Consider the following 13,978-nt stretch of genomic DNA (forward strand, 5'->3'; position numbering starts at 1 on the left):
AAAAGAAGTTTTTTTGTTGTTTCCAGCAGTGCGCTCGTCCTCGTAAGGACAAGAATTAATATACCACGATAATTACAGCCTGACAACACTTTTTCAAAACTAATTTAAAAAAAGAAAAAGAGACTGACCCTTGTGCGGGCAACAGCCTCTCTTCGTCCTATTGATCACGATCTTAACGTGGTTAATGAAACCCGTCTTTGTTTTGCTTCTCTTATATAAAAGAAGTACAAGGATTCGGCCAGCTTCATTTGCGCCTCAAGATCCCCGTGATCATCATAACTGATTTCAAGTAAATGTCGTTTCATCAGATAGTTCTCTTTTGCTTGCGCCAGTTCTTGAAGGAAACGTTCATCGTATTCGGCTCGGATTTTTTTTCGAAACCAACTCATAACTCGCGTCTTCCCTCCATGGCACGCGATAGAGTGACTTCATCCGCATACTCCAGATCGCCTCCGACAGGCAAACCGTGTGCAATACGTGTGACACGAATTCCGGTCGGTTTCAGTAAGCGCGACAAATACATTGCTGTCGCTTCCCCTTCGATGTTCGGATTCGTTGCCAAAATGATCTCTGTAATGCCTTCGTCCGCTTGCAGACGTGTTAATAGACTCGATACGTTAATATCTTCAGGACCGATTCCTTCCATTGGACTGATTGCGCCGTGGAGGACATGATACAACCCTTGGTAATCACGCATCTTTTCCATTGCAATGACATCACGCGAATCTTGGACAACACAAACGATTGTCCGGTTACGGTGCTTGTCTGAACAGACATAACATGGATCTTTATCTGTAATGTTCCCACAGATGCTACAGTACGAAATATCACGTTTCGCACTCACCAGGGCTTTACCGAACATCAACACATCGTCTTCTTCCATATCCAAGACATGAAACGCGAGACGAACAGCCGTTTTCGGACCAATCCCCGGTAACTTCGTGAAACTTTCAATCAAGCGGCTGATCGCTTCAGGATATTGCACGTCGTTTCCTCCTACAGTTTAAAACATTCCCGGCATGTTCATCCCTTGTGTAAATTTACCCATCTTGCTCGACACGAGTTCATCCACCTTTTTCAAAGCGTCATTCGTCGCAGCAAGTACGAGGTCTTGAATCATTTCCACATCGTCCGGATCAACGACTTCTTCTTTAATGATGACATCGATGATATTTTTGTGCCCATCTGCTACAACTGATACCATTTCTCCACCAGCTGTACCTGTCACCGTAAGGTCTTTTAACTCTTCTTGGGCTTTCGCCATATCTTTTTGCATCTTTTGCATCTGTTTCATCATATTGTTCATGTTTCCCATACCGCGCATAATTGTTCCTCCTCTAATGAAATTAGTCTTCGAATTCTACGATATCACCAAATCGTCCCAACGTCTCGGACAACAATCGATCTTCTTCCGATTCGACTGCCACTTCTTTCTCTTCTATATTACTACTATTTCGTTTCGCAACAAACTCTGCTTTGAGTTCTTTCCAATCGTTATCGAGAATCGCAAGAATTTCACGTTTGACTCCGCAGACTTCAAACAACGCCTCTTCGATGACGAAACGTGTGCGTTCATTGGTCATGACTTGTTCGAAATGCCATCCTTTACCGTTATCAAACTCAATCAATAACGTATCGGCTGAACATAAAACCGGTTTACTTTCATGCACCAAGGAATAAATGGGACCGTCCTGCTTAAGAATCAACTTCAAGATCGCATCCCAGCGTTCCTGAATCTCAAGCAGCTGGGCTTTTTCCGCCCGACTCAACATCTGACGGATCCGCTCCTTGGCAATTCGTACAGTCGGTCGCGCTTGTTTCCGTTTGACGGGCTGTGCAGGTGTATTCTCAGCTGCCGGAACTCCCGTGACTTTTAATTGATGCATCTGTTCTTTCAGTTCACGAACTTCCTGTTGCAAGGATTGAACGATCTGTCCGGTTGTCCGTCCCTGTTCGGCAATCTGAATGAAGGCAATCTCAACGAGGACACGCGGATGATTCGTCAACCGCATCTGCTGTTGACAGTCATGCAACTGCTCGATGATATGGAAGCAGGTTTCCGTCTCAATCGTCTCGACGAATGTTTTGAATTCCGCTGTCGGTCGTGCCCGCTCCAGCAGATCAACCGCCGTCGGAGAAGCTTTCAGGAGTAAGGTATCCCGGTAGAAAAAGACCAAATCCTCAACGAACCGTTTCAAGTCTTTCCCCGCGCGTTGCATCTGTTCCAGCGTCTGTAAAAGCTGATCGACTTGATGGGCATGCAGGGCGTTGGCGACAGCAAGTAACGCTTCATCCTCTACGGCACCCGTCACTTCCAGCACGGCATCATCATTTAAATCTCCATTGGAGAAAGCGACCGCCTGATCGAGCAGACTCAAGGCATCCCGCATCCCGCCATCCGCTGCCCGGGCAATGAGCCGTAAAGCGGTTTCGGTATAACCGATCGTTTGATCCGATAAGATGTACTGCATCCGCTCTATCAATTGATCGACTTCGTGCCGTTTGACGTCAAACCGCTGACAGCGTGAGATAATCGTCGCCGGGATTTTATGGGGTTCTGTCGTCGCCAAAATGAAGATGGCGTGGGCAGGGGGTTCTTCAAGTGTTTTCAGCAAGGCGTTAAATGCACCTGTCGACAACATATGCACTTCATCAATGATGTAGACTTTGTACGCCGCTTCAGATGGTGGATATTTGACCTTATCCCGGATTTCCCGGATTTCATCGACACCGTTGTTTGAAGCCGCATCGATTTCAAAGACGTCCGGACTTGATCCTTCCGTAATCGCCCGACATGTCGGACACTCGTTACACGGTTCGTTTACAGGTGCTTGTTCACAGTTGATTGCCTTGGCAATGATTTTAGCCAGACTGGTTTTTCCTGTCCCGCGTGGTCCAGAAAACAGATATGCATGCGACATCCGTTGTTCCATCAAGGCATTTTGAATCGTCCGGGTGATATGGGCTTGTCCGACGACTTCATCAAAACGCTGAGGGCGGTACACACGATATAATGCTTGATAGGCCAAATTTGCGCCTCCTCTTTTTATGATCCTGGTTCTATTCTACCTAAAAAAGTCTACAACCGAAACCGGCTGTAGACTTGTTATCTAAAATTAAACTGCCGCGCACCATATTCTGAAATAGGTTCAACATGCGTTACTCACGCAGCCTGCTCAGTCCAAGCACTCCCGCGGCACACAGAGAGCACCACTTAAGGCTGCTTCCTTCCGGACCTGACCTGATTCATGGGTATCTGTTGCGCAGGACTCAGACGTCAACGCTACTTACGTAAGGCAGACCACACCAATCCTATCCCTCGATATGGAATTCAGTCTCGCTATAGCGGATTGCGAGTGACAGGGAACCGCTACATCCCCACCTAGCACGGCAAATGGTTTATCGTATTTTAGTGGCACTTGTTTCGAGTGCTTTTTCATTATACTGTTTCATTCGTTTCGTTGCAACCCATTGCCCGTTTCTGTTGTTTCTTTTTCGCACGGAGCTCCCGGAAAAAAGACGTCAGCATCTCGCCACACTCTTGTTCGAGAACACCACCGGTCAATTGCGACACATGATTAAACCGTTCATCTTGAACGAGATTCATCAAGGTGCCACAGCATCCGCCCTTTGGATCAACCGCACCAAAGATGACATGTTCGATCCGCGACAACATGATCGCCCCGGCACACATCGGACAAGGTTCGAGTGTCACATAGAGTTCGCATCCTTCAAGACGCCAGTTGGCCAGCTTTTCACATGCTTCTTCAATCGCCAGCAGTTCTGCATGTGCGGTCGCTTGATGATTCGTTTCCCGGTGGTTGTAACCGGAAGCAATCACCTCATCTCCCTTGACGATGACACACCCAATCGGAACTTCTCCAATCAATGCTGCTTTTTTTGCTTCCTCGATTGCAAGGCGCATATAGTGTTCATGCCGTTCCATCTTCACACTTCCTATCTTTACAAAAATTCTCCCGCTGAAACTTCAGCAGGTGCCGCTTCTTTGTGCTAAAATATAAATTGCACTTTGCTGAACGGAGGGTAATTGAATATGTTCATAACGGTTGAAGGACCAATTGGTGTTGGCAAAACTTCACTTGCGAACGCCATCAGTCATCATTTCTCATTTTCTATGTTACGCGAAATCGTCGAAGAAAATCCCTTTCTTGGAAAGTTCTATGAAGACATCGAAGAATGGAGTTTCCAAACGGAAATGTTCTTCCTGTGTAATCGCTTTAAGCAACTCGATGATATCGAACGTCACTATCTCAGCAAGCAACGCTCTGTCGTCGCTGATTATCATATCTTTAAGAATCTCATTTTTGCCCATCGTTCTCTAAAAGTCGAACACCTCGATAAATACGAACAAATCTACTCGATCCTGACGACGGATATGCCAAAACCGGATGCCGTCATCTATTTGGATGCGAGCATCGATACGTTAATGAAACGTGTTGCGTTACGAGGGCGTGAGATCGAAGAAAACATGTCACGGGCTTATCTCGAGCAATTGGCAGCCGACTACGAAACGTTCGTCACGGATTATCAAGCCAAACACCCGGAAGTCAAAGTCATCCGTTTTAACGGGGATGAACTGGACTTCGTCAAACGTCCGGAAGATTTGGAATATGTCCTGACAAAGATCCGCAATGAATTATATGAAGGAGCGAACCACGCATGAACTCGAAGTTACGCGAAAAGTACAATATCCCGGCAGACGCCGTCATCACGATCGGCGGAATGGTCGGTATCGGGAAATCGACGATCACGAACGGTCTAGCAGACTCACTTGGTTTCCGGACATCTCTTGAAAAAGTCGATACGAACCCTTACCTCGATAAATTCTACCATGATTTCGAGCGGTGGAGCTTCCACTTACAGATCTATTTCTTAGCGGAACGATTTAAGGAACAAAAGAAAATCTTCCAATACGGCGGCGGATTCATCCAGGATCGCTCGATTTACGAAGATACAGGCATCTTTGCAAAAATGCATTTCGAAAAAGGGACGATGTCACCAACAGACTACGAAACTTACTCAAGTCTCTTTGACGCAATGGTCATGACGCCGTTCTTCCCACATCCGGATTTGTTGATTTATCTTGAAGGTTCATTCGAACAGGTCTTGGAGCGGATTCGTCTCCGTGGACGCGAGATGGAACAACAAACACCAATCGAGTATTGGGAAGAGATGTATGAGCGCTACACGAACTGGATCAACAACTTTACGATCTGTCCTGTCCTCCGTTTGTCGATCGATGAGTACGATCTGTTAAACGAGCCGGAATCAATCGAACGGATTTTATCAAAAATCGACAAGCAACTTGAAGTTGCCCGAGCTGCGAAAGTCCGCTAATACAAAAGCCCGCTGACGAATCCGTCAACGGGCTTTTTTTATCAAGCGGTGACTTGTTTAATTTGCGCTTGATGATGAAGGTCGTGTTGCATCATTGCCCCTAAAAAATCAAGCAGTGAAATCGTTTTGCCTTTTGACGTAAACGTATCCGTTAACCGGTCTTCCGGAATCAAGTCGACGGCAATACGCAAGCGGTCACGGCTGACTAAAAATTCATCAATCGTTAAAATCCGTTGCTGTTCCCGGCTCATCTTCGCTGCTTCTTCGTTGACTGCCTGACTGTCCGGCGTCACACGGAACGGTTCATCCGCCAAGACATACGGTAAACGTTCCGCGACGATGAACCGGTCCCAAGGTGACAAATGTCCGACGATTTCAGCGACCGTCCATTTTCCTTCAGCATACGGTGTCCGCCAGGCATCTTCCGATATGTGTTCAAGCCCCCGAACGAAGTCGAGTGTCTCTTGATAGTGTGTGAGTAGCATGTGTTTCGTAATCATCATGATGGTTTCTCCTTTTTCCTTTTCGGATGTAGGAAAACATAGCATGCAGTGTCTGATCGAATCAACAAAAAAGCACCCTACCCAACAGGTAGGATGCTTATATAAGCGGAGTCGGTGGGATTCGAACCCACGCGGGCCTTGCGACCCCTAACGGATTTCGAGTCCGTCCCCTTCAGCCGGGCTTGGGTACGACTCCATGTTAAATGTAATTTTAGGTAAAAAAAAAGAAGTGGAGGAGGCGGTGGGATTCGAACCCACGCACGGCTTTCGCCGCCTGACGGTTTTCAAGACCGTTCTCTTAAACCACTTGAGTACGCCTCCAAGTTATATGTAGTTTTCAGGTAAAAAAAAAAGAAATGGAGGAGGCGGTGGGATTCGAACCCACGCACGGCTTTCGCCGCCTGACGGTTTTCAAGACCGTTCTCTTAAACCACTTGAGTACGCCTCCGTACTTATAATCGAGCGTTGTGTTGCACAAGCGCCTTCCTGACATAAATTATAATAGCATCTTGGATTTCCTGTGTAAAGCCTTTTTCTAAAAAAACTTTTTAAAAAATCAGAAGGGGGAAATCCCCCTTCCCTACTTACGCTTGAATCACTTCAAGACCACCCATGTATGGACGAAGCACTTCTGGAATAACAACTGACCCATCCGCTTGCTGGTAATTCTCAAGGATTGCTGCTACTGTCCGTCCGACGGCTAACGCTGATCCGTTTAACGTATGCACGAATTCCGGTTTTGCGTTCGCTTCGCGGCGGAAGCGGATTTGTGCCCGGCGTGCTTGGAAATCTTCAAAGTTTGAACAAGAAGAGATTTCACGGTACACCCCTTGGCTCGGCATCCAGACTTCGATATCATATTTCTTCGCAGCCGTAAAACCAAGATCCACTGTACACATGCTTAAGACCTGATACGGTAATTTGAGTAATTTCAAGACGTCTTCTGCTTGTGCCGTCAACAGTTCAAGCTGTTCGTATGATTCTTCCGGTTTGACGAAACGAACGAGTTCGACTTTGTTGAACTGGTGTTGGCGGATCAAGCCGCGTGTATCACGACCGGCAGAACCGGCTTCAGAGCGGAAACACTGGCTGTAGGCCGCGTAACCAATCGGCAACTGGTCGGCTGACAGAATTTCGTCCCGGTGCATGTTCGTCACCGGTACTTCTGCCGTCGGGACGAGGAAGTAGTTCGTGTCTTCGATTTTAAAGGCATCTTCTTCAAACTTCGGAAGTTGTCCTGTTCCTGTCATTGAGTCCCGGTTGACCATGAGTGGCGGGAGAATTTCCGTGTACCCGTTTTTATCCTGATGCAGATCCATCATGAAGTTGATCAATGCCCGCTCGAGACGTGCACCGGCACCCCGGTAAAAGACGAACCGGCTTCCCGTTACTTTTCCCGCCCGTTCGACGTCGACGATTTTTAACTGTTCCATCAAATCCCAGTGCGGAACGGCTTCGAAATCAAAGGCTGGCTTGTCGCCGACTTCCCGGATGACGACATTATCATCTTCCGTAGAACCGATCGGGACGCTGTCGTGAGGAATGTTCGGAATCCCGAGTAACAGCAAGTTGAGTGTTGCTTCGACCTCGCGCAGTTCGTCATCAAGTGCTTTGACTTGATCCCCGACTTGACGCATCGCAGCGATCGCCTCATCGGCGTTTTCTTTATTACGTTTCAGTTCAGCGATTTTTTTCGTCGCTTCATTCCGTTCCGCTTTCAGAACTTCTGTTTTTGCAATTAATTCCCGGCGCTTCTCATCGAGTTCGATGAACCGGTTCATGTCCGTCAAATCTTCACCTCGGTGGGCAAGTTTTTCTTGAATTGCATCAAAATCCTGTCGTAATCGTTTAATATCAATCATGTTTTCTCCTCCTTTTTTTCAATAAAAAAAGGCAATCCATCCCTCTCCGGTTCAAAAACCGAAGAGGGACGAATCACCTGGATCCGCGTTGCCACCCTCATTGCTAGTTCAACTAGCCCACTCTAAAGACGCGATAACGGGCGTACCCGCACCTTGTTCGCAAGGTGTGTGATCCGGCTCGATTCAAAGTATCCTTCTGACTAGTTCACACCACCCACTAGCTCTCTTAACAGAATAAATGCTTTTACTTGGTCCGTTCATGACATCATTATGAGATTAGCTTTACTTTACACTATCCCCTTGACGATTGACAAGGGTTGGTTGATGAATTGCCTGACTGATTTTTTCGGACCAGGCCGAAATCGCCCGAAACAGCCGCGTCTGAAAACTGGCCAGTTTAACCGTTTCAGCACTGTACAACACGGCATGAGGTACCGAGAAGCCGGGCAAATACAAGCCCTCGTCTTCGACCTGGACCGTTCCGATCGCCTCTCCCCGCTTTAAGGGAGCCTGTTCTTTTGAAAACTGAAAGACCGGTGGACGTTGGTCCGATTTGTTTGTCGAGACGGTAACATACAGTGGGGTTTTCGTGACGACATCATAATGGGCTTGTTTTGCTCCTTTGATTGGTAAGACCCGTTTGATTTGTTCCCCTTTTCCGTAATACGTCAACGGTTCAAAGGACGCAAAACCGTAATCCAACAATTTTTTTGTTTCCGTGAAGCGCGCTTTATCGGATGTCGTTCGCATGACGACCGATACGAGCGTCAAATTTCCGCGCGTCGCCACACTGGCAAAACAGTACCCGGCAAGATCCGTCGTTCCCGTCTTCATCCCCCGCATGCCCGAATAGGCATACGGTTGACGGGCCAACATCTTATTCGAATTCTCGACTTTCTCTCCATTGATGGTGACGACCGAACGTTTCGTAACGTCCAGAACGTCCGGATACTCCTGAATGTAACGGATGATCAATAATGCAATATCCATCGCGGTCATCAAATTGGTACCCGGTAATGTCGCATCCACCGCGTCGAGACCGGACGCATTGGCGTATTCAGTGTCTTTCATCCCGAGCGAGGCAGCCGTCTCATTCATCTGTTCGACGAATTGCATTTCCGTTCCCGCCATGACTTCAGCCAGCAGAACGGCCGCATCATTTGCTGATTTGATCAGCGCCGCATCGTACAGTTCCCGGATTGTGTACGTCGTTTTTCGAATCGGAAGACGGGCAATCCCTTCCGTTTTTGCTAATTTCAATACTTTGGCACTCGGTTTGACGGTCTGACTCCAGGACAGTTTTTTTTGTTCGATCTGTTGACGCACGAGATATAGTGTCATCAACTTGGTCATCGAAGCAGGAGGTAAGGCTAAATCAGCCTCCTCTGCCAATAAAACCTTTCCTGTGACCGCATCAACCATTATGTAAGATTCCGCTTGAATGGCTGGCGGCTCAGCAGCATGGCCCGTCATCGGCGACAAACCCGCTGTCAGCAGGAGCGCACTCAGAAAAAGCATGAAAAGACGTTTCATCGGTCCTCTCCTTCACATGATGTTATGTCTTTTCAGTGTAGCATAAAAAAAGAAACCGACAGCCGTAAACTGACGGTTTCTCCCGTACTTCTTCTCATACTGAAATCGATCGGGATTGGTTGATTTTTTGAATGAAATAATGGTGCAGGCGTGAATCTGTCGTCAATTCCGGATGAAAGGAGCAGGCCAGGTGAAGATTCGTTTCGACGGTCACGATGGCGTCTCCCGCCTTCGCTAACACCCGGACCCCTTCTCCGACCTGCTCGACGTACGGTGCCCGGATGAAAACAGCTTCGACATCCTGCCCAACCCCTTCAACCGCCAGCATTGTTTCAAAACTATCAACTTGCCGTCCGAACGCATTGCGTCTGACCGTCATTGGAATCGCCTGGAGGTGCGCCGGTCCTTCACTCAATTCGCTTGCCAATAAAATCATTCCCGCACACGTTCCGAACATCGGCAGTGTCGTGACTTTGCTCCGCAGGACATCGAGTAATCCGTACCGGTCAATCAACCGGCGCATCGTCGTGGATTCTCCCCCGGGTAAAACCAATCCATCGATTCCTTCGAGATCGGTCACGGATTTAACGACCACCGTCTCCACGTCTAATGTCCGCAAAATCTGCTCGTGTTCGCGAACTGCTCCTTGAACACCCAGGATGCCGATTACCATCCGCGTGGTGCCATCCGTTCCTCAAACGGCATCGACGTCACATCGATTCCTTTCATCGCTGTCCCGAGTCCCTTCGACAGATGCGCGATGCGCTCGAAATCATCTTTGTAGGTCACCGCTTCAACGATGGCTTTCGCCACACGTTCCGGGTGCTCCGATTTAAAAATACCTGAGCCGACGAAAACTCCGTCTGCCCCGAGATGCATCATCAATGCCGCATCCGCGGGAGTCGCAATCCCGCCTGCCGCAAAATTCACGACCGGAAGACGACCCGCTGCTTGAATCTGTTGCAAGACTTCGTACGGTGCTCCCCACTCTTTTGCACGGGTCATCACTTCATCCGCCGGTGAGTGAAGAATTTGATTTAGCTGGGCTTGAATCTTGCGCATATGTCGGACGGCTTCCACCACGTTACCGGTTCCCGGTTCACCTTTTGTCCGGATCATCGCAGCGCCTTCTGCAATCCGTCGCGCCGCTTCCCCTAAATCACGTGCCCCGCAGACAAACGGTACCGTGAAGGCGGATTTCAACAAATGGTACTCTTCATCCGCCGGTGTCAGGACTTCGCTCTCATCAATGAAGTCTGCTCCCATTGACTCAAGGATCCGTGCTTCAACGATATGTCCGATTCGGCATTTCGCCATGACTGGAATCGATACCGCCTGTAAGACCTCTTCTGTAATGAGCGGATCGGCCATCCGGGCGACGCCGCCATCCCGACGAATATCGGACGGTACGCGTTCGAGTGCCATGACCGCGACCGCTCCAGCCGCTTCCGCAATTTTAGCTTGTTCCGCGTTGACGACATCCATGATGACGCCGCCCTTCTGCATTTCCGCCATTCCTCTTTTAACACGATCAGATCCTTGTTGCCGTTCCATCATTCTGAACTCCCCCTAAAAAGTGATGTCATGTTTAATCGGTGATAGTTCCTAGTATATTCTTCGTTGACTATTTTAAAAGTATCAGTTTATGATGAATTAACCAGGTCAGTAAAAAGGAGACAACTTATGGATATGCTATCGTTCGAGTTAATACGGGAAAGCCATCGTCCTCTGTACGAACAGCTCTATCAACAAATCCGCCAGGAAATCATCGAGGGCCGTTTGGCATATGGCACGAAATTACCGTCAAAACGAAAACTCGGTCAGTTTTTAAACCTCAGTCAAACGACGATCGAACTTGCGTACCAGCAGTTGGTCGCAGAAGGATATGTCGAATCGATTTCACGCAAAGGATACTTCGTCTTGGCGTATGAGGAACTTGCTTATGTCAAAACAAAGCCGTTACCGACCAGCCAACGGACGTCCGAAAAACCGATTCTGCGTTATGACTTCCATCCGAGTAAAATCGACGGCTCGTCGTTTCCGTTCTCGCGTTGGCGAAAACATGCCAAGGATGTCATCGATGAACAACATCAATCGCTCGTCTCGCTTGGTCATCCGCAAGGGGACTTGCCGTTACGCGTTGAAATTGCGACCTATCTCTATCATTCGCGTGGTGTCGTCTGTTCGCCGGAACAGATCATCATCGGCTCCGGTGTCGAACAGTTATTGCCGCAAATCATCTTTTTATTAGGCAAAACAACGACCTATGGCATCGAAGATCCCGGGTACCACGCGACACGGCTGATACTTGAAAGTCATGAACGAACCACGATTCCAATCCCGGTCGACCAAAACGGTTTAACGATCCACTCTCTGATTCAAAGTTCGGCCGATGTCATGTATGTCACGCCGGCCCATCAGTTTCCATCCGGCAGTATTTTATCAGTCAACCGACGACGGCAACTGTTGAACTGGGCGTCGGAATCAGCAAATCGTTACATCATCGAGGATGATTATGACAGCGAATTCCGATACACCGGGAAATCGATCCCTTCCTTGCATAGTATGGACAGCGACCGTGTGATTTATGTCAGTACGTTTTCGAAATCATTGATGCCTTCATTGCGGATCGGGTACATGGTCTTACCGCGGCTTTTACTCGAGCGGTATCAGACGGAGTTTCCGTACTATACATGCAGTGTGTCCCGTTTTGACCAAACGATTTTAACGCGATTTATGAAAGAAGGAGACTTCGAGAAACATTTGAACCGGATGCGGAAGATTTACCGCCGGAAGCTCGATGTCGTCGTCCATGCGTTACGTGATATTCCGTTTTTACGATTGACGGGTGAAAGTGCCGGACTCCATGTCGTGCTGTCCGTCTCAAACGGGATGAGTGAACAGGAATTGCTTCAACGGGCGAAGGACGCTTCGATTCAAGTGTACGGATTATCGGATTATGCCCAACTGCCGTTATCCACAATTCATCCACAGATCGTCCTCGGTTTTGCGAGTGTCACGGAACAACACCTGGAACAAGGACTCGCTGAACTGGTGGCCGCTTGGCAGTTACAATGAGGTTATCCACATGTTTATCCACAAAAAAACCCTGCGACCGATAAAGGTCGACAGGGTTTTTGAATCATTGACGTGTATAATTCGATGCTTCTTTTGTAATTTGAATATCATGCGGGTGACTTTCTTGCAAGCCAGCTCCTGTCATGCGGATGAATTGTGTCTCTTCACGTAATTCTTCAAGCGAAGCCGAACCACAGTATCCCATACCTGAACGAATCCCTCCGACAAGCTGATAAACAGAATCTCCGAGTTTACCACGATAGGCGACACGACCTTCGATTCCTTCCGGGACAAACTTTTTGTCCGCTTCCTGGAAGTAACGATCCTGACTGCCACGTTTCATGGACGCCTCAGAACCCATACCACGGTACGTCTTGAACTGACGTCCTTGATAGATTTCCATCTCGCCCGGGCTTTCCTCTACACCAGCCAGCAAACTTCCCAGCATGACAGCGTGTCCACCTGCTGCGAGAGCTTTGACGATGTCACCCGAATACTTGATTCCGCCGTCTGCGATGATCGAGATGCCGTGTTTACGGGCTTCTGTCGCACAATCAAAGACTGCTGTGATTTGTGGAACACCCACACCTGCAACAACACGTGTCGTACAGATCGATCCAGGACCAATCCCAACTTTAATGACCGATGCACCAGCCTCAATCAAATCACGTGTCGCTTCTGCTGTTGCTACGTTTCCGGCAATGATCGGCAAGTTCGGATATTCGTCCCGCAGTTCACGTACTTTCACGAGAACCCCTTCAGAATGACCGTGTGCTGTATCGACGACCAATGCGTCAACACCTGCATCAACAAGGAACTTCGCGCGAACCGAAGCATCTTTTGTCACACCGACCGCTGCGGCAACAAGCAAGCGACCTAATGAATCTTTTGCTGCATGTGGATATTGTTCAACTTTTTCAATATCCTTTGTCGTAATCAATCCTTTTAAAACACCGTTCTCATCAACGAGTGGTAACTTTTCAATCCGATGTTTGTGGAGAATTTGCTCTGCCTCTTGCAGTGACGTTCCGACTTTCGCAGTCACGAGTTCGTCCGTTGTCATGACCGTCTCGATGACTGTCGAGTAATCTTTTACAAAACGGAGATCACGGTTCGTCAAAATACCAACAAGCTTCCGTTCCGTTTCATTGTTGACGATGGGAACACCTGAGATGCGATACTTACTCATAAGATATTCAGCATCATAGACTTGTCGTTCCGGAGTGAGATAAAACGGATTCGTGATGACACCATTCTCAGAACGTTTGACGCGGTCGACGTGCTCCGCTTGATCTTCCATTGACATGTTCTTGTGAATGACACCAAGACCGCCTTGACGGGCCATGGCAATCGCCATCGGAGCTTCTGTGACAGTATCCATTCCAGCACTGATTAAAGGAATGTTTAAAGTAATGCCTTCACATAACGTTACAGACAAATCAACATCTCGCGGTAAGACACTTGATCGACGTGGTACGAGCAAGACGTCATCAAACGTCAAGCCTTCTTTAGCAAATTTGTTCTCCCACATGTTATCCACTCGCTTTCTCTTCTATAAAAGAATATTGATGTTATGGTAACAAGCAGGAGGTGTCATGTCAATGACTCCTCCAATAATCAGAACAATCTGACGTTTCACATAAC

At 48.1% G+C, this 13,978-nt stretch carries 14 protein-coding genes, 3 tRNA genes, 1 other RNA gene and 1 other annotated feature; of the genes, 3 read left to right on the top strand and 15 right to left on the bottom strand.

Annotated elements, in window-relative coordinates:
• Positions 1-164 precede the first annotated feature (164 nt).
• The 6 genes from D3D03_RS16460 to tadA form a co-directional block, all read right to left on the bottom strand.
• Entirely contained in the window at positions 165-389 is a 225-nt protein-coding gene (locus tag D3D03_RS16460; protein ID WP_026831567.1) for a YaaL family protein, read from the bottom strand.
• Complete coding sequence (gene recR, locus D3D03_RS16465) at positions 386-985, bottom strand: recombination mediator RecR (RefSeq protein WP_026831568.1); 600 nt, start codon at positions 983-985, stop codon at positions 386-388. The genes D3D03_RS16460 and recR overlap by 4 nt, the downstream gene beginning before the upstream one ends.
• Before the next feature lie 18 nt (positions 986-1,003).
• Entirely contained in the window at positions 1,004-1,324 is a 321-nt protein-coding gene (locus tag D3D03_RS16470) for a YbaB/EbfC family nucleoid-associated protein (RefSeq protein WP_012368932.1), read from the bottom strand.
• A 22-nt stretch (positions 1,325-1,346) separates the two neighbouring features.
• Positions 1,347-3,029: a DNA polymerase III subunit gamma/tau gene (gene dnaX / locus D3D03_RS16475; protein ID WP_119924176.1), complete on the bottom strand. Its 1,683-nt coding sequence runs from the start codon at positions 3,027-3,029 to the stop codon at positions 1,347-1,349.
• Between the two features lie 95 nt (positions 3,030-3,124).
• Positions 3,125-3,391: signal recognition particle sRNA large type (gene ffs / locus D3D03_RS16480), an RNA gene on the bottom strand.
• A 48-nt stretch (positions 3,392-3,439) separates the two neighbouring features.
• A complete protein-coding gene (gene tadA, locus D3D03_RS16485) occupies positions 3,440-3,946 on the bottom strand; it encodes a tRNA adenosine(34) deaminase TadA (RefSeq protein ID WP_026831570.1) in 507 nt (168 codons plus the stop codon).
• Between the two features lie 108 nt (positions 3,947-4,054).
• Between tadA and D3D03_RS16490 the strand changes: the two genes are divergently transcribed.
• A complete protein-coding gene (locus D3D03_RS16490; RefSeq protein WP_026831571.1) occupies positions 4,055-4,684 on the top strand; it encodes a deoxynucleoside kinase in 630 nt (209 codons plus the stop codon).
• A complete protein-coding gene (locus D3D03_RS16495; RefSeq protein WP_026831572.1) occupies positions 4,681-5,358 on the top strand; it encodes a deoxynucleoside kinase in 678 nt (225 codons plus the stop codon). The genes D3D03_RS16490 and D3D03_RS16495 overlap by 4 nt, the downstream gene beginning before the upstream one ends.
• Before the next feature lie 41 nt (positions 5,359-5,399).
• Here D3D03_RS16495 and D3D03_RS16500 read toward each other — a convergent pair whose 3' ends face one another.
• The 8 genes from D3D03_RS16500 to pdxS form a co-directional block, all read right to left on the bottom strand.
• Positions 5,400-5,861 carry a DinB family protein gene (locus D3D03_RS16500; protein ID WP_026831573.1) on the bottom strand — a complete coding sequence of 154 codons (462 nt, stop codon included), beginning with the start codon at positions 5,859-5,861 and terminating at the stop codon, positions 5,400-5,402.
• Between the two features lie 106 nt (positions 5,862-5,967).
• Positions 5,968-6,057 (bottom strand) — tRNA-Ser (locus D3D03_RS16505).
• Positions 6,058-6,091: 34 nt separating this feature from the next.
• A tRNA-Ser gene (locus tag D3D03_RS16510) sits at positions 6,092-6,182 on the bottom strand.
• Between the two features lie 36 nt (positions 6,183-6,218).
• Positions 6,219-6,309 (bottom strand) — tRNA-Ser (locus D3D03_RS16515).
• Positions 6,310-6,445: 136 nt separating this feature from the next.
• The gene (gene serS, locus D3D03_RS16520; protein ID WP_119924177.1) at positions 6,446-7,723 is read right to left on the bottom strand and encodes a serine--tRNA ligase; all 1,278 of its coding nucleotides are present in this window, start codon (positions 7,721-7,723) and stop codon (positions 6,446-6,448) included.
• Positions 7,724-7,784: 61 nt separating this feature from the next.
• Positions 7,785-7,993: a binding site (T-box leader), on the bottom strand.
• Positions 7,994-8,005: 12 nt separating this feature from the next.
• Entirely contained in the window at positions 8,006-9,256 is a 1,251-nt protein-coding gene (locus D3D03_RS16525; RefSeq protein WP_119924178.1) for a D-alanyl-D-alanine carboxypeptidase family protein, read from the bottom strand.
• A 94-nt stretch (positions 9,257-9,350) separates the two neighbouring features.
• Entirely contained in the window at positions 9,351-9,929 is a 579-nt protein-coding gene (pdxT, locus tag D3D03_RS16530; protein WP_119924179.1) for a pyridoxal 5'-phosphate synthase glutaminase subunit PdxT, read from the bottom strand.
• Positions 9,923-10,810 carry a pyridoxal 5'-phosphate synthase lyase subunit PdxS gene (gene pdxS / locus D3D03_RS16535; protein ID WP_026831577.1) on the bottom strand — a complete coding sequence of 296 codons (888 nt, stop codon included), beginning with the start codon at positions 10,808-10,810 and terminating at the stop codon, positions 9,923-9,925. The genes pdxT and pdxS overlap by 7 nt, the downstream gene beginning before the upstream one ends.
• Positions 10,811-10,939: 129 nt before the next feature.
• Between pdxS and pdxR the strand changes: the two genes are divergently transcribed.
• Positions 10,940-12,334 carry a MocR-like pyridoxine biosynthesis transcription factor PdxR gene (gene pdxR, locus D3D03_RS16540; RefSeq protein WP_119924180.1) on the top strand — a complete coding sequence of 465 codons (1,395 nt, stop codon included), beginning with the start codon at positions 10,940-10,942 and terminating at the stop codon, positions 12,332-12,334.
• A gap of 64 nt (positions 12,335-12,398) precedes the next feature.
• On the opposite strand, the gene guaB is transcribed toward pdxR, so the two are convergent.
• A complete protein-coding gene (gene guaB / locus D3D03_RS16545; RefSeq protein ID WP_026831579.1) occupies positions 12,399-13,865 on the bottom strand; it encodes an IMP dehydrogenase in 1,467 nt (488 codons plus the stop codon).
• Positions 13,866-13,978 lie beyond the last annotated feature (113 nt).

Origin of the sequence: Exiguobacterium sp. RIT452, from assembly GCF_003598705.1 — a bacterium.
GTDB classification, from domain to species: Bacteria; Bacillota; Bacilli; order Exiguobacteriales; family Exiguobacteriaceae; genus Exiguobacterium_A; species Exiguobacterium_A undae.

Coding starts and splice junctions, on each gene's coding strand:
- D3D03_RS16495 (WP_026831572.1), top strand. CDS start 4,681: ATGAACTCGAAGTTACGCGAAAAGTACAATATCCCGGCAGACGCCGTC.
- D3D03_RS16525 (WP_119924178.1), bottom strand. CDS start 9,256: ATGAAACGTCTTTTCATGCTTTTTCTGAGTGCGCTCCTGCTGACAGCG.
- pdxR (WP_119924180.1), top strand. CDS start 10,940: ATGGATATGCTATCGTTCGAGTTAATACGGGAAAGCCATCGTCCTCTG.
- pdxT (WP_119924179.1), bottom strand. CDS start 9,929: ATGGTAATCGGCATCCTGGGTGTTCAAGGAGCAGTTCGCGAACACGAG.
- serS (WP_119924177.1), bottom strand. CDS start 7,723: ATGATTGATATTAAACGATTACGACAGGATTTTGATGCAATTCAAGAA.
- D3D03_RS16460 (WP_026831567.1), bottom strand. CDS start 389: ATGAGTTGGTTTCGAAAAAAAATCCGAGCCGAATACGATGAACGTTTC.
- guaB (WP_026831579.1), bottom strand. CDS start 13,865: ATGTGGGAGAACAAATTTGCTAAAGAAGGCTTGACGTTTGATGACGTC.
- D3D03_RS16470 (WP_012368932.1), bottom strand. CDS start 1,324: ATGCGCGGTATGGGAAACATGAACAATATGATGAAACAGATGCAAAAG.
- D3D03_RS16490 (WP_026831571.1), top strand. CDS start 4,055: ATGTTCATAACGGTTGAAGGACCAATTGGTGTTGGCAAAACTTCACTT.
- tadA (WP_026831570.1), bottom strand. CDS start 3,946: ATGGAACGGCATGAACACTATATGCGCCTTGCAATCGAGGAAGCAAAA.
- D3D03_RS16500 (WP_026831573.1), bottom strand. CDS start 5,861: ATGATGATTACGAAACACATGCTACTCACACACTATCAAGAGACACTC.
- pdxS (WP_026831577.1), bottom strand. CDS start 10,810: ATGGAACGGCAACAAGGATCTGATCGTGTTAAAAGAGGAATGGCGGAA.